This is a genomic window from Phyllobacterium myrsinacearum, assembly GCF_002980555.1.
In the GTDB taxonomy this organism is placed as follows: domain Bacteria; phylum Pseudomonadota; class Alphaproteobacteria; order Rhizobiales; family Rhizobiaceae; genus Phyllobacterium; species Phyllobacterium myrsinacearum.
Window position 1 is genome coordinate 37,130 of the sequence record NZ_PVBT01000007.1, and the last position, 16,430, is coordinate 53,559.

The following is a 16,430-nucleotide window of genomic DNA, read 5'->3' on the forward strand; positions in this document are numbered from 1 at the left end:
TTGCCTTTCAGCGGGGCTAACTACCAGCTATGACGGCAGCTTGCGAGTAAATTCTGGACCATGAGCACAGCGTGAACCAAAAAACTGATCCTATGGGGCCTATGGACCTTGCCCTGGCCGAGGCGAAGGCAGCGGCAAAACGCGGCGAGGTGCCGGTGGGCGCCGTTCTGGTGAAGGACGGCGTGGTTCTGGCCCGGGCGGGAAACCGCACCCGCGAACGCAACGATCCCACCGCCCATGCGGAGATTCTGGTCATCCGCCAGGGCTGCGAAGCGCTTGAAGACGAGCGCCTGACGGGTTGCGATCTCTATGTCACGCTCGAGCCGTGCACGATGTGCGCCGCCGCCATTTCCTTCGCCCGCATCCGGCGATTGTACTACGGGGCGCAGGACATCAAGGGCGGCGGCGTGGAGAATGGTGCCCGGTTTTTTGCCCAGCCCACCTGCCATCATGCGCCGGAGGTCTATTCCGGCTTCCGTGAACAGGAAGCCGAAACCATCCTCAAGGAATTCTTCCGCGCAAAACGGCTCTAGTTGTCGGCGCGTATACGGGCGGAAAAGTCTTCCGCCTTGTCGGCATCCATGGCGCGCTGGTTGATCGACGCTGCCTGAGTCTCCGCTTCGAGCGGCTTGCTCCGGTCAATGGCACCGAGATCATAGAGATAGCCGGGCAGGTAACCGGAGAGGATGACGCGGTAATCCAGCGGCACTCCGGGGGTGATTGCCCGGATCATGTCAAAGATCACCGTCGTGCAATTGGCCGTCACCGTATTGTAGAATTGCGCCTGTTTGGACAGCCGGTTGCCGGTGTCGAGGTAGGAAAGGAACAGGGCCTGCCGCATTTCCGGCGTCAGGTTGACCCGATAGCGATACACATCCTCCTTGCGGATATTGGTGCGCAGCCGGATGATGTCGCGCTCGTCGGCGGCGATCATCGCCAGCTCGAACTGCTTGAAAAAGCCGCCGATCTCCGAGAACTGCTCATGGCGCTTCTTGCGGATTTCAGCCGAGAAAACCACCTGATCGCCATTGTTGAAACCGAAACTCACCAGCGTATGCGCAATCGCCGGGCTCGACCAGTACGACAGGAACACATCCACCGAGGCCAGGTTTTCCAGATCATAGGACCGGACTTCCCAGCGCGGCGTGTAGTCCGTCTGGCTGCGCCATTCGAAATTGCGGACATTGGCCAGCGTCACATGGTTGCCAACCAGCGTTCCCGTGACCGTCTGCGCCACATCATCCGCCCAGATGCGGTTGAGCGACGGCATGATGGTGCTCCACCAGAACAGGAGCGCCGCCATGACCGGAATGAGGACAATCAGGGCGCGCCGTACCCGCCCCGTCACTTCGAGCCAAAGAACCGCCAGCCCGATCAGAATCCAGACAATCACAGCGCCAGCCACACCTGGTACGTCCAGGGGAAGCTGGTACCAGAGCGCAAATCCGCCCCAGAAAAAACCGAAGGCCGTCAGGAGAACGAGAATGATCAATCCGGGAATACGCAAAAGACGCAAGATCGGTGGCCCTCAACTGACAAAGTGCACTGCAATAGTCTCGGTACATCAAGGCAAAGGCAAGACGCTTTGTTGAGTCCAAAAAAGAAAGGCTCCTTGAAGGAGCCTTTCACGTATCGCATGCAGTCTTGCACATTCCGGTGGCATCAATTCCAGGGAATGAGGTTCTTGAAGCTGAAGCCCTTGTCCTTGCGGGCGGCGGCCTTGCGGTCGCGTTCCTTCTTGGCTTCGTCCTCGCCAAGCTCATCGGCAGCAGCCGTTGCTGCCGGGGCGCGATAGGCCAGCGGCGGCTCGCTCAGATAACGGCGCGTTGTTGCCGAACCGGCGGTCGACGCAAGGCGGCGCGCGCGGAATTCGGCAGATTGCTGGCTTGCCGTGCTCACGCCCGAGGGTGGCGGGTTCCTGTCGTTGTAGACACCGTGCTCGCCATTATCGACGGTCCTGGAGGCGGGCGGCGAGTCATTCTCGATCTGCGGCACATAGTTGGGATTGTTCTGGTTGGCCGTCGCCTCATCGCGCAAACGCTTGCGCCGCTGTTCCGGCGATTCCGGCCATTTGGCGCCATTCGCTGCAACGGCATTTTCCTGCGGCGCGGGCAACTGGCTCGGCCTGCCGCCAACGGGGCGCACAAGATCCGGGCGCGGATTATAGGCAATCGGATCTTTTTTCTTGGGACTGAACGAGGCGATATTGGAAACGTCGTCCAGCAGCTGGCTGCCGGATGTCTTGCTGGTGCCATAGGTTGGTGACGACATGCACCCGGCCAGCGTCAAGGACGCAAGCATTGCACCAAGAACTGTAATACGTCCGTTCAAATCCATACTCGCCACTTTCGCCTCAAGCTCATATTGCCGACTCCGCCGAGTCCATATGCTTGATCAATGCCCTGCCTGTTAAATCAGGCAACTCAATGGCAAGCCTTTTACATGAGGCCGGTCCCAATAAGCAAGCCGACGCAGGCTTTTGTTAAGCAAAATGCGGATCATCCGGCGAATGATCCGCATTTATACACTCAAAAGGCAAGTTTGCCGAGTTTTGCCAGTTCATGCAGTGCCGCCGCATCACGGGCCGAGACATCCGGATAGGCCGGATCAGAACCCACATCATGGGTATAGCGCCATGAACGGGCACATTTCGTACCGGAAGCGCGCTCGGGAACGACAGCCACGCCCTTCACCTCCTCGGTAGTGAATGCTCCGGCCGGCGCCGGTTCATTCTTGATCGTGATGGCACTGGTGATGCAGATTTCCGCCATATCAAGATCGGCAACGGCAGCAAACAATTCCGGATCGGTGACAAAAACCACCGGCGCCGCCTCGAGTGACGAACCGATGCGCTTGTCCGCCCGCTCCAGCTCCAGTGCACCGGTGACGGCGCGCCGGACATCGCGCACCTTGCGCCACTTCTCGGCCAGGGCTTCGTTCTTCCATTCAGCCGGCGTGTCACGGAACTGTTCGAGATGAACCGAGACGGCAGCGGGATACTGGTCGAGCCAGGCTTCCTCCGTGGTGAACGGCAGCATGGGCGCGAGCCAGGTCACGAGACGGTCGAACAGATGACGCACAACCTGCAGGGACGCACGGCGCTTGATGCTGGACGGTGCATCACAATACAGCGCATCCTTGCGGATATCGAAGTAGAATGCCGACAATTCAACGTTCATGAAATCGATCAGGGAACGGGTGATGCGCTTGAACTCGAAGGCGTCGTAGCTCGAGCGGACCACCTCGTCGAGTTCGGCAAGACGGTGCAGCATCAGCTTTTCAAGTTCCGGCATATCCGCATAGACAATCTCATCCCCCGCATCGTGGGCCAGCGTGCCCAGCATCCAGCGGATGGTGTTGCGCAGTTTGCGATAGGCATCGATGTTGGTCTGGATGATGTTCTTGCCCAGACGCTGATCTTCCCAATAATCGGTGGTCATGACCCACAGGCGCAGGATATCGGCGCCGGAATCCTTGATCACGTCCTGCGGCGTGACCGTATTGCCGAGCGATTTCGACATTTTGCGCCCTTCTTCATCCATGGTGAAACCATGGGTGACGAGGGTGTTGTAGGGCGCACGGCCGCGGGTGCCGCAGCTTTCCAGAAGCGACGAGTGGAACCAGCCGCGATGCTGGTCGGAGCCTTCCAGATAGACGTCGGCAGGCCATTTCAGGTCAGGACGGTCTTCCAACGTGAAGACATGGGTCGAGCCGGAGTCAAACCAGACATCGAGAATGTCGCGCACCTGCACCCAGGGCTCATTCGCCTTTTCGCCCAGGAAACGCTCACGCGCACCTTCGGCAAACCAGGCATCGGCGCCTTCCTGCTCGAATGCTTCGAGAATGCGGGCATTGACCGCATCGTCCTTGAGCACGTTGCCATTCTCATCGGCAAAAACGCAGATCGGCACGCCCCAGGCGCGCTGGCGCGACAGGACCCAGTCGGGACGGTCCTCGATCATGGCGCGCAGCCGGTTCTGGCCGCCGGCGGGCACGAAACGGGTCTCGTCGATCGCCTCCAGCGCACGGGACCGCAATGTGGTCTGATCGCCGAGGTCCTTGTCCATATAGACGAACCATTGCGGCGTGTTGCGGAAGATGACCGGCTTCTTCGAGCGCCATGAATGGGGATACGAGTGCTTCAACCGGCCGCGGGCAAACAGCGCGCCGCGGGCGATAAGTTCGTCGATGACGGCCTTGTTGGCATCGCCCTTCTTGCCGTTGTCGTCGATGACACGTGCGGCTCCGCCTTCGCGGTCCGGACCAAAGCCCGGTGCGTCCTTGGTATAAAAGCCGGCATCGTCAACCGTGAACGGGATAGCCGGAGAAATACCCTTCGCCTCGAGTTCACGCGCAGCCGCAGTCCAGGCATCAAAGTCCTCGCGGCCATGGCTTGGAGCGGTGTGCACGAAGCCGGTACCGGCATCGTCGGTGACATGATCGCCGGCCACCATCGGAACCACAAATTCATAGCCGCCGCCCAGCCCCTTGAAAGGATGCGCCAGGGTCATGGCGGCAAATTCGCCAGCCGAAACAGCCCTGATCCGCCTGAAGGTCAGCTTGGCCTTGGCGGCGGATTCCTCCGCGAGCGCATCGGCGAAGATCAGCTTTTCACCGGGGCGCGGCCCAAAATCATTCTCCGCGGTTTCGACCTCGTAAAGCCCATAGGCAATGCGCGGGGAATAGCTGACGGCGCGGTTGCCCGGGATGGTCCACGGCGTCGTAGTCCAGATCACCACATGCGCCGAGCCAAGATCGCCCGTGCCGCCGGCGACCGGGAATTTCACCCAGATCGTGTCGCTTTCGTAATCCTGATACTCCACCTCGGCTTCCGCCAGCGCCGTGCGCTCGACCACCGACCACATCACCGGCTTGGAACCGCGATAGAGCTGACCGGACATGGCGAATTTCAGGAGTTCCCCGGCGATACGGCTCTCCGCATGGAAAGCCATCGTCGTATAGGGATTGTCAAAATCACCTTCGATGCCGAGGCGCTTGAACTCGACGGACTGGATCTTGATCCAGTTGGCGGCGAACTCACGGCATTCCTTACGGAATTCGTTGATCGGCACGTCGTCCTTGTCCTTGCCCTTGGCGCGGTACTGTTCCTCGATCTTCCATTCGATCGGCAGGCCGTGGCAATCCCAGCCGGGAACATAATTGGAATCGAAACCGCGCATCTGGAACGAGCGGGTGATGACATCCTTGAGGATCTTGTTCAGCGCATGGCCGATATGGATATTGCCATTGGCATAGGGAGGACCGTCATGCAGAACATAGAGCGGGCGTCCCTTGCCGTCTTCGCGCAATTTCCTGTAGAGATTCATCTCGCCCCAGCGCTTGACGAATTCCGGTTCCTTGGCGGGCAGGCCCGCGCGCATCGGAAAATCGGTCTGCGGCAGATAAAGTGTCTTCGAATAGTCGAGTGGGTTGGCGGTGTCGGTCATTTTTCCAGCTTGTGAACAGGCCCGCGCGTCATCGCAGCAGGCAAAGATGTAAAGAAAAGCAAAAAAGAGCGCGATGGCGCATCCGGAAAACCCGGACCTTCCGCACCCGCAAGCCTAGGCTTCAGGCAAACCGGAAGGCCGGGCCAGTAATTCGTGGTGTCTGAAGCGGTATGGACTGTGCAAGGGTCCAGGAAACAGTTTTCATGAGCGCGCTTTTAGCAATCACTGCTTCCAGAATAAAGGGGCTGACGCAATAAACTTCACATCAGCCCGATATATCGATCAAAGCGCGAAGTCGAAGCGGTAGGTTGCCTGCAGGCCGAAGGTCGCCTGATTGGCCGATCCGCGCTCCTTGACGATGCTGGAATCGGCGGCTGGCCCCATCAGGCGGCTATATTCCGCATAGGCGCTTGTTTCGATCTTGTCGGTCGTCTTCCAGGTGATCTGGCCGCCAAGGCCGAGCGATTTCAGACCGCCGCCATCGGGACGGTAGGTCGACAGGCCCGATGCCGCCGCTTCCGTCGGGTTCACCCCGTAATACTGCTTGAAATAGTCCCGAGATGCCACCGTAGCGCGCGGGCCGGCCGAAACGCGCACGGTGGGGGTCAGATCCGTAAAGGCATCGACGGCAAAGTCGGCAACGACGCCGTCATGCGAACCGATTCCGCGCCGGACCTCGACGCGGCCGCGAATATTGTCCGTCGGGTAGAACTCGGCAAAGCCGCCGAGTTCAACGCCCCAGTCGACATCATGCACGCCCTTGAGATTAGCGTCGCCGCTGTCCCGGCCGGTGATCAGCTTGCCGGTGATACCGGTGCGGAACACGCCCGTATCGATCAGGCCGATCGATGCGTTGTCATTCAGGGAACTGAACCGGGTGGCGGATCCGGCACGGCCAAGCGAGATGACCGGCGCAGCGCGCAGAAGATAGTCCTTGGCACCTTCATAACGCGGGGCGATGAAGCCCTTTGCACCGAGTTTCAGATACCAGTCGCCCGACCACCAGTTCTGACGGGGAGCGGCAGCCGTCTGGTTCTGCTGACCTTCATAGTAATAGTCATCGGCAGAGCCCGGGACGGCACCGGCAAGAATAAGGGCGCCCGAAAGAGCAGCGACGAGACGAACATGCATGAAATCACTCCAAATTTCGCCTGGGAGGGCGGCAGATTTGAGAATGACGCTAGCGAAGGATAGATAAAATTGGATTTATTCTTATGGTAAACGATTTACCGTTTCATCGAAAATTAATCGTATCGTCGAGAGGAGACAGCGGTTTCACACCCTGCAGCAGCCCGCGCGCCTCCTCCTCGTCACGCCGGATCTGCTGCATCATCGGTTCGAGCCCGTCGAACTTTTCTTCGCCGCGCAGATAGGCGAAGAATGAAACCGCGCAGACTTCCCCATAGAGATTGCCGGTGAAATCGAAAACATAGGTTTCGAGCAGCGGCGCACCGTCCGTATCCACCGTGGGCCGGCGGCCAAAGCTGGCCACGCCGTCATGGAGTGTGCCGTCGGCGCGGCGGAAGCGCACGGCATAGATGCCTTCCTGCAGATGCGTCTCGGGCGGCAGCACCATATTGGCCGTGGGAAATCCAATCGTCCGGCCGAGCTGCTTGCCTTGGATCACTTCGGCCCGAATCCGGTGGCGGTAACCCAGAAGTCCCGACGCTTCGACAACATCGCCCGCGCCCAGAAGTTCGCGAATGCGGCTGGATGAAATGGCCTGCCCGCCCTCGTCGCGGAATGCATCGACAAGCGTGACCTGGAAGCCGCGCTTTTCCCCGGCATCCATCAGAAAGGCCGGACCGCCCTGGCGGCCCTTGCCGAAATGGAAGTCAAATCCCGCGACAATGCGGCTTGCCCCAAGACCGGCAACGAGAATCTCGTCCACGAACACATCGGCCGTAAGCTGCGAGAAATCCCGGGTGAAATGGCATTCCACCACCGCGTCGAAACCGAGTGCTTCCAGGATCGAGGCTTTTTCCGCCGCGGGCGTCAGCCGGTCGACCGGCTGATCCGGCACGAAGACGCTGCGCGGATGCGGCTCGAAGGTGAGAACCAGCGACGGCTTTCCGGCGGCGCTCGCGGCATCAAGCGCCCGCCCCAGAACAGCCTGATGACCGCGGTGCACGCCATCAAAATTACCGATCGCCACCACGGCGCCCTTCAGATGCTGCGGCAGATGCGAAGGGTCGGTCAGGCGTAGAATCGGCATGGTGCATGTACCTCAGGCGAGAGCCGGCATGGTGGCAACGGGGTTGCTGCCATGCTTCTTGAGAAAGGCGAGCAGCTCTTCCAGATCGAATATGCCGCCCCTTACGTAATCGCCGGCGTGAATGCCGCCGGAAATGTAGAGCACGTCGATTCCGAAGAGATCGGCACCCTTCACATCTGTCAGCATGCCGTCGCCAATGGCGAGCACGCGTGCAAGGTCGACAGGCCCGCCGCGCACGGCCTCCGCCGCGGCAATGGCGGCTTCGTAAATGGGGCGATGCGGCTTTCCGGCAATGAGCGTGCGCCCGCCCATCTGGCCATAATCACGCGCCAGGGCACCCGCGCACCAGATCAGCCGGTCGCCGCGCTCGACGACAATGTCGGGATTGGCGCAGATGAAAGGCAGGTTGCGCGAGCGAAAGCGCGTGAGCATGTCGGCATAGTCTTCGGGGCCCTCCGAATCGTCGTCAAAGAAGCCGGTGCAGACCACGACATCCGCCTCACGCTCTTCGGTCAGCTCGACATCAAGCCCTTCATATAACGTTTCATCACGCTCTGGGCCGAGATGAAACACGCGGCGCGGCGCGTTACGGATCAGGTCACGCGTGACATCGCCCGACGTGACGATGCGGTCATAGGCGGCGTCCGGCACGCCGAGCATCCTGATCTGCTGGGCAACACCGGCAAAGGGTCGCGGCGCATTGGTGATAAGGATCACCGTCTGCCCGGCTTCCCGCGCGCGCTGCAAGGCGCTTGATGCGGCAGCGAAGGAATCAACACCATTGTGCAGAACGCCCCAGACATCACACAGAAGAACATCATAACGGTCTCTGAGCGCATCGAGACGCTGCAAATGTACCATGTCGGTCATGCCGATCCTTTCAGATTGCCGGAGCGTATAAGATGGCATCGCTTAGCCGATAGCGGCAATCGTGTCACCTGTGATTGTATCGGGAACGATGGTTCAAGCAGCCTTGACATAGCCGCGGCTGGCCAGGCGGTCGCCGCATTCGCCAAGCACCTCGACCAGGGTCTTGAGGCGCCGCCCCTCCTCCGTCAGGCTGTATTCGACACGCACCGGAACCTGCGGAATGATCGTGCGGGTCACGTAGCCCGCCTCTTCGAGGGCGCGCAGGTCAAGGGTAAGCATGCGCTGCGAAATTTTGGGCATGTCGCGGCGCAGTTCGCTGAAACGCTTTGTTCCTTCCAGCAGATAGTAGACGAGCAGGATGCGCCAGCGCCCGCCCAGCACCAGCATGGCATTTTCAACGGGGCATTCGGAAACCAGATCCTTCATCACGCCTATTCCAGCTGAATGTTGGTATAAAATTTGTACCAACATGACATTTTTGTGCCTTCTTTACAATAGTGACCGGCATCGCCATCTTGGATTTCACCGCGGTATGACATTCAAAAAAGAGGAAATGAAAATGGAACCCGTATTGTTTTATGGCGTGCCGCATGGCTGCTCGTTCGGATCAATCGTCGCGCTGGAATGGCTCGGCCAACCCTATCGCCTTGCCCGTATCGACATGCTGGCCAAGTCGAAGAGCACCCTCTATGGCCGCGTCAACAGCATGCACCAGACACCGACGCTGCTTCTGGAAGACGGCAGGAGCCTGAGCGAAAGCTTTGCCATTCTTCACAACATCGCCGCACGTGATTTTGGGAGGCAACTGGGATTTGCCCAGGGCACCGGAGCCCACGACAGGCTCAACCAGATGCTGGCCTATCTGCACACCAGCTTTCACTCGGCCTTTTCGCCGGCCTGGACCGCCTACAAGCTGAAAGAGGGCGATCCGGCGATCAAAATGCTGCGCGACCTCGCGCGGGAGAAAGCCGCCTCCGGCTATGCCTATCTGCAATCCCATCTGCAGGGGCGGGATTGGCTTGCCGGTGACAACAGGACGATTGCCGATGCCTACATGACCGGCATCGCCCGCTGGGGCGAGGATCTGGGTCTCTTCGACCTGAAAACGGAGTATCCCAGCCTTCACACCTATCTGCAGAAGCTGGAAGCCGACAAGGCCGTGATTTTTGCCCATGCCATCGAGGACGAAACCCCGGCGGTCACCAGCGGCCAGTTTCTCGGCCATATCACATTGGATGAGGCTGGAGCGCGGCTGGCCGCCTGATCACGCCTGACGAGGATCCGCCGGGAGCCCTCCCGGCGGATCGGACCGCCTGCCGCTTGGTTCCATTGACATACAACATATGAATATGTATTTATATGTTGTATCCAATCAACGGGACGAGCCGGAACAATGTCGCAGTCGCACGCAGGGCACGACCATGGCCCCAAGATAACCAATGACAATCAGCGCAAGGTGCTGATCGCCTTCATCATCACGTTCTCCTATATGATCATTGAGGTGATCGGCGGCCTCATGTCCGGCTCGCTGGCGCTGATTGCGGATGCGGGCCATATGCTGACCGATGCCTGCGCCCTGGCCCTCGCCTATGCGGCCTTTCGCTTCGGCCAGCGCGCCGCCGACCAGAACCGCACCTATGGCTATCTGCGTTTCGAGGTCATCGCCGGCCTCATCAATGCCATCGCCCTTTTCGCCATTGTTGTCTGGATCGCGATCGAAGCGATCGACCGCTTTCGCGCGCCCGCGGAAATTCTGGCGGGTCCCATGTTCCTCGTGGCCGTCGTCGGGCTGCTCATCAATATGCTGGTGTTCTGGATCCTGACCCGCGGCGACAAGGAACATGTGAACATCAAGGGCGCTGTCCTGCACGTCATGGGCGACCTTCTCGGCTCCGTCGGCGCCATCAGTGCCGCCATCATCATCTATTTTACCGGCTGGACACCCATCGACCCCATTCTCTCCATCCTGGTTTCCGTGCTGATCCTGCGCAGCGCCTGGGGTCTTTTGCGCAACTCGCTGCACATCCTGCTGGAAGGCGCGCCCGAAAATGCCAGGCCGGAAGAAATCCAGACATATCTCATGGGAGCGGTTGCAGGGCTTGCTGCCGTCAGGCACGTGCATGTCTGGCTGATCACCTCAGGCAAGGCGCTTGCCACGCTGCACGTCCAGCCAAAGGACGGTACCGATCCGCGCCATCTTGTGAAGACCGTCGAGGCGGAGCTTGCCAAACGCTTCGATATCCAGCACGCCACCATCGCCATTGATTGGCCTGATATGCCGCATGACGAAGGCGAAATCGGGCAACAGCCCGCATCCGCCTCGGCAGATCACGAGACCGATGGCAATCACACCGGCCATGATCACAGCCAGGCGGGGCACAAGCATTGACGGCCATGACGATGCCGACGGATTCCGATACTGCTCGCCTCGCGGAAACGTTCAGGCTCCTCGGCGACCCGACCCGCCTGCGCATCCTGTTCTATTGCCTTGATGCGCCGCGATCCGTCGGCGATATCGCGGAAAGCCTTCATCTGTCGCAATCGCTGGTCAGCCATCATTTGCGCCTGTTGCGCAGCGCCCGCCTCGTGCGCGGCGACCGGCGTGCCCGGCAAATCTTCTACGCGCTTTCCGACGCCCATGTCAGCGGCATGCTGATGGATATGGCCCACCATGTGCGTGAGGACGGTTGAAGCTCTGGTCCGGCCTTGCCGGTCTCCTCCTCATCTGCGGCGGCACCTATCTTGCCGTGGCCATCATCGGCTGGCCACGGTTTGCGCGATAACGCGATAGCAGGCAGCGCATGGACACGCCGCCCGCGGCCGCCATTTAAAAGCCGGTCAGGACAATCTTGCCGCGGGCACGGCCGCTTTCAATGAGCGCATGGGCCTTTTTCAGATTGGCGGCTGAAATCGTGCCGAGATCGTCGGCAAGGGTGGTACGTAACGTGCCGGCATCCACCAGCTCCGCCACCTTGTTGAGCAGCTTGTGCTGCTCCTCGATATCGGCTGTCTCGTAACGCGAGCGGGTGAACATCACCTCCCAGTGAATGGAGACACTCTTCCATTTGAACGGCATGATATCGTAGCTTTTCGGATCATCGATCAGACCGAACCGGCCTTGCGGCGCAATCAGGGCTGCAATCTCCATGCGGTGCGTATCGGAGTTGGTTGTCGAGAATACGAAAGCGGGCGCACCGAGGCCAAGCGCCTCCACCTGCGCGGCAAGCGGTTTTGAATGATCGATGACGTGGTGCGCGCCAAGCTCCTCCACCCATTGGCGTGTTTCCGGGCGCGAGGCCGTGGCGATGACCGTCAGGTTGGTTAGTTTGCGCGCAAGCTGCACGGCAATCGAACCGACCCCGCCCGCACCGCCGACAATCAGGATGGCATTGGCCGCCCCAGCAACCGGCGCGTCGATATGGAGCCGGTCGAACAGCGTTTCCCAGGCGGTGATCGATGTCAGCGGCAGGGCTGCGGCGGCGCTGAAATCGAGGGATTTCGGTTTCCACCCGGCGATGCGCTCGTCGACCAGATGATACTCGGCATTGGTTCCCGGGCGATCCACCGCTCCCGCGTAGAATACTTCATCCCCGACCTTGAAGTGCCGGACATCCGGCCCCGTGGCAACAACGATGCCGGCCGCGTCCCAGCCCAGAACTCTTGGCTGGCCCGCTTCCGGCTTTGCACCCGCGCGGATTTTCGTATCGACGGGATTGACCGATATGGCCTTCACCGCAACCAGAAGGTCGCGTCCCTGCGCTTCGGGCTTGGGCAGATCGATATCGACGAGTGAGGTTTCCGCAGCGATCGGCTGCGGTTCATAATAGGCGACGGCGCGCATGGCATTCTCCTGATACGTTGACGCTGTTCAAATGCGCGCTATGTTTGATCAGTGCAAGAATGCACATAAATTGCATATAGTGTCATAAAGGATACCGTGATGCCGCGCATCCGCCATACGAATTTTGATTGCGCACCGGGTTGCCCCGTGGAAGGAACGCTCAATCTCATCGGCGGCAAATGGAAAGGCATGATCCTTTTCCATCTGATGTCCGGCACCCTGCGCTTCAACGAAATCCGCCGGCACCTGAACAGCGTCACCCAGCGCATGCTGACCAACCAGCTGCGTGAGCTGGAGGCCGATGGCTTCATTACCCGCAAGGTCTATGCACAGGTTCCGCCGAAGGTGGAATACTCCCTGACGGAGCACGGCCGCAGCCTCGAGCCGATCATATCGGCCCTCAAACTCTGGGGAGACACCCACCTGCGTTCCCAAGCGACAAAGGCTGCAGCGGTGCGCTCGCAGGCCGCATAGCCGCGGGCGCGTCATCATTGGTTCACAATTGCATGGGATGATTTTGCGAGGGGTTGAAGACGCCCAGTTGCGCATCGCCTTTCCGTCATTCGCCGAAAATTCGGCAAACCTCTCCCTTGACTCTTCCATGGCTGCCCACTATCTCCGAGCCCAGTTAGCACTCGCTGATGGTGAGTGCTAATAACATGGGCGGTCACCCGTCCGTTTCACCGTTTTGACACCAACATCAAGGGTTCTAACCATGGCCAAGACCAAGTTCCGCCCGCTTCACGATCGCGTCGTCGTACGCCGGATCGAATCCGAAGCAAAGACTGCAGGCGGCATCATCATTCCGGATACTGCCAAGGAAAAGCCACAGGAAGGCGAAATCGTCTCCGTCGGTACCGGCGCTCGCGACGAAGCTGGCAAGCTCATCCCGCTCGATGTCAAGGCAGGCGATCATGTCCTGTTCGGCAAGTGGTCGGGCACGGAAGTCAAGATCGGCGGCGAAGATCTGCTGATCATGAAAGAATCCGACATTCTGGGCATCCTCGGCTAATCCGCCGGTTTTCCCTTTAACCAACGAATTTCGATCAAACCGGGTTCAATCCCAGGAGAGATAAAATGGCTGCCAAAGAAGTAAAATTCGGCCGCGACGCGCGCGAGCGCATGCTGCGCGGTGTCAATATCCTTGCTGACGCTGTCAAGGTAACGCTCGGCCCGAAAGGCCGTAACGTTGTTATCGACAAGTCCTTCGGCGCTCCGCGCATCACCAAGGACGGCGTAACCGTTGCCAAGGAAATCGAACTGGAAGACAAGTTCGAAAACATGGGCGCACAGATGGTGCGTGAAGTCGCTTCGAAGACGAACGACATTGCCGGTGACGGCACCACGACTGCGACTGTTCTGGCCCAGGCAATCGTTCAGGAAGGCGGCAAGGCTGTTGCTGCCGGCATGAACCCGATGGACCTGAAGCGCGGCATCGATCTTGCTGTTGCAGAAGTCGTCAAGCAGCTCGGCAAGAGCGCCAAGAAGATCAAGACTTCGGAAGAAGTTGCGCAGGTTGGCACGATCTCTGCCAATGGCGAAACCGAAATCGGTGAAATGATTGCCAAGGCAATGCAGAAGGTCGGCAACGAGGGTGTTATCACCGTCGAAGAAGCCAAGACCGCTGACACCGAACTCGAAGTCGTCGAAGGCATGCAGTTCGACCGCGGCTACCTCAGCCCATACTTCGTCACCAACCCTGAAAAGATGGTTGCTGACCTCGAAGACGCCTACATCCTTCTGCACGAGAAGAAGCTCTCGAACCTCCAGGCTCTCCTGCCGGTTCTCGAAGCTGTCGTCCAGACTTCCAAGCCGCTCGTCATCATCTCCGAAGACGTCGAAGGCGAAGCTCTTGCAACGCTCGTCGTCAACAAGCTGCGCGGCGGCCTGAAGATTGCTGCCGTCAAGGCTCCTGGCTTCGGCGATCGCCGCAAGGCCATGCTGGAAGACATCGCGATCCTCACCGGTGGTCAGGTTATTTCCGAAGATCTCGGTATCAAGCTCGAAAGCGTTACGCTCGACATGCTCGGCCGCGCCAAGAAGGTGTCGATCACCAAGGAAAACACCACGATCGTTGACGGTCATGGCAAGAAGGGCGAAATCAACGCCCGCGTCGGCCAGATCAAGCAGCAGATCGACGAAACCACATCCGACTACGACCGTGAGAAGCTGCAGGAACGTCTTGCCAAGCTCGCTGGCGGTGTTGCCGTTATCCGCGTTGGCGGTGCAACGGAAGTTGAAGTGAAGGAAAAGAAGGACCGCGTCGACGACGCCCTCAACGCAACACGTGCTGCTGTTGAAGAAGGTATCGTTCCTGGCGGTGGTGTTGCCCTGCTCCGCGCTTCGGCAAACCTGACACTCAAGGGTGCAAACTCCGACCAGGACGCTGGCATCAACATCGTTCGTCGCGCTCTGCAGGCTCCGGCTCGCCAGATCGCAACAAACGCAGGTGACGAAGCTTCCATCGTTGTCGGCAAGATCCTTGAGAGCAAGAAGGAAACCTACGGCTACAATGCGGCCAATGGTGAATATGGCGATCTGATCGTCATGGGCATCGTCGACCCGGTCAAGGTTGTTCGCACTGCTCTGCAGGACGCAGCATCGGTTGCTGGTCTTCTTGTTACGACGGAAGCCATGATCGCCGAAGCTCCGAAGAAGGACAATGGCGGCGCTCCCCAGATGCCAGGCGGCGGTATGGGCGGCATGGGCGGTATGGACTTCTAATCAGTCCACGCCAATCGCATACGGAAAAGGCGGGCTTTGGCCCGCCTTTTTTGCTGTCCGTGTTTTAAGCAATGTTCGATCAAGGCGTGTCGATCGGGGAGAGATCGCCCGGTTATATGGCCTGTTAAACCGACAAGAGCTTTACCGGCACACCACTTGCTTCAATGATATTGGCCGCAATTTTATCGAAAGTGACGAACACTTCACCGCCCAATCGCTGCCCGTCGAAGGCGATCACGCCATCGGCAAAGTCACCGCCCGCGTCGAGCACGGCAAGGCCGGCCTCGACGGCGGCTTTGGCGGAGACCACATTTTCGCTTTCGGTCAAAGCACGCACGGCTCGCGCAATATCGCTTCGATCAAACTTATAGCCTCTGGCGAGCACCCAACAGAATTCGCACAGGGACGTCGTACTGACAGCCACCAATTCAACCTCTCTGAGGAGATTGGCCGCGGTGGCGGACTGGACCGGATCGTCTTGAACAACCGCTCTGAGGAGAACATTGGTATCAAGCGCGGCTTTCATTTTTTGAGACCAGCCCATCCGTCCGCAATGATCTCATTTATCTCTTCGACGCTGAGCGGTTTTTGATCCGGGCGGCTTAGAAGTCCGATAAAATTTTCTATCGAACCAGACCGCTTGGCGGCATGAATTTCAACCTTGCCGTTGGGCAGAAGCTCAGTCACGATTTTGTCGCCGGGCTGCACGCCCAGATGCTGCAGTACTTCTTTTCGAAGGGTAACCTGGCCCTTGGCCGTCACTGTCAGTATGCTCATCACATCGCCGCCTGTTCAATCCGCAGCAAAGTAAGGCATTTTTACCTTACTTTCAAGAGTGCATGGCGAACGCGCTACTCCGCAGCTTCGGCAAACGAGGCGGCAATGTCAGCCACGCCGGTAGCGTTGTCGAACCGTGCCCGCGCATTGGCGATACGTTGCTCATTCTGGATAGCGAAATCCGCCAGCCCGCGAACCGGCACCAGCAGCTCGCGGCCAAGATCGGTCAGCGCGTAGTCCACGCGCGGCGGAATGGTCGGATAGACGGTCCGGGTGACGAAGCCGTCGCGCTCAAGCCCACGCAGGGTGCTGGTGAGCATCTTCTGCGAAATTCCGTTGATGGTCCGTCTCAGCTCGTTAAAGCGCATTGAACCATTGCCCAGATAGTTGATAACCAGAACGGTCCATTTGTCACCGACGCGGGCCAGAATGTGATTCACCGCCGTGCAGGCAGAGGTTACTTGGAAGTGCTTCGGTTTCAAAAAAGTGCCTCCTTGCGGGTATTTTCAACAGTCACTTATATAGCGCCAGTAACCAATAGTTACCATAGCGAAAA

At 59.2% G+C, this 16,430-nt stretch carries 18 protein-coding genes; 7 read left to right on the forward strand and 11 right to left on the reverse strand.

Features of this window, described 5'->3' with window-relative positions; all coding sequences use genetic code 11:
* Window positions 1-101 precede the first annotated feature (101 nt).
* Window positions 102-533 (forward strand): nucleoside deaminase, encoded by a 432-nt coding sequence (locus C5750_RS20505; protein ID WP_245421203.1) that lies wholly within the window; start codon window positions 102-104, stop codon window positions 531-533.
* Here the strand turns inward: C5750_RS20505 and C5750_RS20510 are convergent.
* From C5750_RS20510 to C5750_RS20540, 7 genes are all read right to left on the reverse strand, one after another.
* Window positions 530-1,516 carry a DUF4105 domain-containing protein gene (locus tag C5750_RS20510; RefSeq protein ID WP_245421185.1) on the reverse strand — a complete coding sequence of 329 codons (987 nt, stop codon included), beginning with the start codon at window positions 1,514-1,516 and terminating at the stop codon, window positions 530-532. The two genes, C5750_RS20505 and C5750_RS20510, sit on opposite strands and share 4 nt — an antisense overlap.
* Before the next feature lie 146 nt (window positions 1,517-1,662).
* Window positions 1,663-2,337: a hypothetical protein gene (locus tag C5750_RS20515; RefSeq protein WP_105736237.1), complete on the reverse strand. Its 675-nt coding sequence runs from the start codon at window positions 2,335-2,337 to the stop codon at window positions 1,663-1,665.
* A 191-nt stretch (window positions 2,338-2,528) separates the two neighbouring features.
* A complete protein-coding gene (gene ileS, locus C5750_RS20520) occupies window positions 2,529-5,447 on the reverse strand; it encodes an isoleucine--tRNA ligase (protein ID WP_105736239.1) in 2,919 nt (972 codons plus the stop codon).
* A 282-nt stretch (window positions 5,448-5,729) separates the two neighbouring features.
* On the reverse strand, window positions 5,730-6,578 hold the full coding sequence (locus C5750_RS20525; protein WP_105736241.1) for a MipA/OmpV family protein: 849 nt from the start codon (window positions 6,576-6,578) through the stop codon (window positions 5,730-5,732).
* A 103-nt stretch (window positions 6,579-6,681) separates the two neighbouring features.
* Window positions 6,682-7,662, reverse strand: a complete 981-nt coding sequence (locus tag C5750_RS20530; RefSeq protein WP_105736243.1) for a bifunctional riboflavin kinase/FAD synthetase — start codon at window positions 7,660-7,662, stop codon at window positions 6,682-6,684.
* Between the two features lie 12 nt (window positions 7,663-7,674).
* Complete coding sequence (locus C5750_RS20535; RefSeq protein WP_105736734.1) at window positions 7,675-8,523, reverse strand: TIGR01459 family HAD-type hydrolase; 849 nt, start codon at window positions 8,521-8,523, stop codon at window positions 7,675-7,677.
* Between the two features lie 102 nt (window positions 8,524-8,625).
* The gene (locus C5750_RS20540; RefSeq protein WP_105736245.1) at window positions 8,626-8,958 is read right to left on the reverse strand and encodes a winged helix-turn-helix transcriptional regulator; all 333 of its coding nucleotides are present in this window, start codon (window positions 8,956-8,958) and stop codon (window positions 8,626-8,628) included.
* A 133-nt stretch (window positions 8,959-9,091) separates the two neighbouring features.
* On the opposite strand from C5750_RS20540, the gene C5750_RS20545 reads away from it, so the two are divergent.
* From C5750_RS20545 to C5750_RS20555, 3 genes are all read left to right on the forward strand, one after another.
* Window positions 9,092-9,796: a glutathione S-transferase family protein gene (locus tag C5750_RS20545; protein WP_105736736.1), complete on the forward strand. Its 705-nt coding sequence runs from the start codon at window positions 9,092-9,094 to the stop codon at window positions 9,794-9,796.
* A gap of 129 nt (window positions 9,797-9,925) precedes the next feature.
* Window positions 9,926-10,921 carry a cation diffusion facilitator family transporter gene (locus C5750_RS20550; protein ID WP_105736247.1) on the forward strand — a complete coding sequence of 332 codons (996 nt, stop codon included), beginning with the start codon at window positions 9,926-9,928 and terminating at the stop codon, window positions 10,919-10,921.
* 5 nt (window positions 10,922-10,926) lie between these two features.
* Entirely contained in the window at window positions 10,927-11,223 is a 297-nt protein-coding gene (locus tag C5750_RS20555; RefSeq protein WP_199537984.1) for an ArsR/SmtB family transcription factor, read from the forward strand.
* A 136-nt stretch (window positions 11,224-11,359) separates the two neighbouring features.
* On the opposite strand, the gene C5750_RS20560 is transcribed toward C5750_RS20555, so the two are convergent.
* On the reverse strand, window positions 11,360-12,373 hold the full coding sequence (locus tag C5750_RS20560) for a zinc-binding alcohol dehydrogenase family protein (protein ID WP_105736251.1): 1,014 nt from the start codon (window positions 12,371-12,373) through the stop codon (window positions 11,360-11,362).
* 99 nt (window positions 12,374-12,472) lie between these two features.
* Here C5750_RS20560 and C5750_RS20565 point away from each other — a divergent pair, with 99 nt between their 5' ends.
* The 3 genes from C5750_RS20565 to groL all read left to right on the forward strand — a co-directional run bounded on the left by C5750_RS20565 (window position 12,473) and on the right by groL (window position 15,097).
* Window positions 12,473-12,847 (forward strand): winged helix-turn-helix transcriptional regulator, encoded by a 375-nt coding sequence (locus C5750_RS20565; RefSeq protein WP_105736253.1) that lies wholly within the window; start codon window positions 12,473-12,475, stop codon window positions 12,845-12,847.
* A gap of 241 nt (window positions 12,848-13,088) precedes the next feature.
* Window positions 13,089-13,385, forward strand: coding sequence for a co-chaperone GroES (gene groES, locus C5750_RS20570; RefSeq protein WP_105736255.1), 297 nt, complete (start codon window positions 13,089-13,091; stop codon window positions 13,383-13,385).
* 65 nt (window positions 13,386-13,450) lie between these two features.
* The gene (gene groL / locus C5750_RS20575) at window positions 13,451-15,097 is read left to right on the forward strand and encodes a chaperonin GroEL (RefSeq protein WP_105736257.1); all 1,647 of its coding nucleotides are present in this window, start codon (window positions 13,451-13,453) and stop codon (window positions 15,095-15,097) included.
* A 124-nt stretch (window positions 15,098-15,221) separates the two neighbouring features.
* On the opposite strand, the gene C5750_RS20580 is transcribed toward groL, so the two are convergent.
* The 3 genes from C5750_RS20580 to C5750_RS20590 all read right to left on the reverse strand — a co-directional run bounded on the left by C5750_RS20580 (window position 15,222) and on the right by C5750_RS20590 (window position 16,356).
* The gene (locus C5750_RS20580) at window positions 15,222-15,623 is read right to left on the reverse strand and encodes a type II toxin-antitoxin system VapC family toxin (RefSeq protein WP_105736259.1); all 402 of its coding nucleotides are present in this window, start codon (window positions 15,621-15,623) and stop codon (window positions 15,222-15,224) included.
* The gene (locus C5750_RS20585; RefSeq protein ID WP_105736262.1) at window positions 15,620-15,874 is read right to left on the reverse strand and encodes an AbrB/MazE/SpoVT family DNA-binding domain-containing protein; all 255 of its coding nucleotides are present in this window, start codon (window positions 15,872-15,874) and stop codon (window positions 15,620-15,622) included. Before C5750_RS20585 ends, C5750_RS20580 begins: the two co-directional genes overlap by 4 nt.
* A 74-nt stretch (window positions 15,875-15,948) precedes the next feature.
* Window positions 15,949-16,356, reverse strand: coding sequence for a winged helix-turn-helix transcriptional regulator (locus C5750_RS20590; protein WP_105736264.1), 408 nt, complete (start codon window positions 16,354-16,356; stop codon window positions 15,949-15,951).
* Window positions 16,357-16,430: the final 74 nt, after the last annotated feature.

Bases quoted from the DNA above. Each gene is read 5' to 3' on its own strand.
- C5750_RS20505 (WP_245421203.1), top strand. From the start codon at position 102: ATGGACCTTGCCCTGGCCGAGGCGAAGGCAGCGGCAAAACGCGGCGAG.
- C5750_RS20515 (WP_105736237.1), bottom strand. From the start codon at position 2,337: ATGGATTTGAACGGACGTATTACAGTTCTTGGTGCAATGCTTGCGTCC.
- ileS (WP_105736239.1), bottom strand. From the start codon at position 5,447: ATGACCGACACCGCCAACCCACTCGACTATTCGAAGACACTTTATCTG.
- C5750_RS20525 (WP_105736241.1), bottom strand. From the start codon at position 6,578: ATGCATGTTCGTCTCGTCGCTGCTCTTTCGGGCGCCCTTATTCTTGCC.
- C5750_RS20530 (WP_105736243.1), bottom strand. From the start codon at position 7,662: ATGCCGATTCTACGCCTGACCGACCCTTCGCATCTGCCGCAGCATCTG.
- C5750_RS20535 (WP_105736734.1), bottom strand. From the start codon at position 8,523: ATGGTACATTTGCAGCGTCTCGATGCGCTCAGAGACCGTTATGATGTT.
- C5750_RS20540 (WP_105736245.1), bottom strand. From the start codon at position 8,958: ATGAAGGATCTGGTTTCCGAATGCCCCGTTGAAAATGCCATGCTGGTG.
- C5750_RS20545 (WP_105736736.1), top strand. From the start codon at position 9,092: ATGGAACCCGTATTGTTTTATGGCGTGCCGCATGGCTGCTCGTTCGGA.
- C5750_RS20550 (WP_105736247.1), top strand. From the start codon at position 9,926: ATGTCGCAGTCGCACGCAGGGCACGACCATGGCCCCAAGATAACCAAT.
- C5750_RS20555 (WP_199537984.1), top strand. From the start codon at position 10,927: ATGACGATGCCGACGGATTCCGATACTGCTCGCCTCGCGGAAACGTTC.
- C5750_RS20560 (WP_105736251.1), bottom strand. From the start codon at position 12,373: ATGCGCGCCGTCGCCTATTATGAACCGCAGCCGATCGCTGCGGAAACC.
- C5750_RS20565 (WP_105736253.1), top strand. From the start codon at position 12,473: ATGCCGCGCATCCGCCATACGAATTTTGATTGCGCACCGGGTTGCCCC.
- groES (WP_105736255.1), top strand. From the start codon at position 13,089: ATGGCCAAGACCAAGTTCCGCCCGCTTCACGATCGCGTCGTCGTACGC.
- groL (WP_105736257.1), top strand. From the start codon at position 13,451: ATGGCTGCCAAAGAAGTAAAATTCGGCCGCGACGCGCGCGAGCGCATG.
- C5750_RS20580 (WP_105736259.1), bottom strand. From the start codon at position 15,623: ATGAAAGCCGCGCTTGATACCAATGTTCTCCTCAGAGCGGTTGTTCAA.
- C5750_RS20585 (WP_105736262.1), bottom strand. From the start codon at position 15,874: ATGAGCATACTGACAGTGACGGCCAAGGGCCAGGTTACCCTTCGAAAA.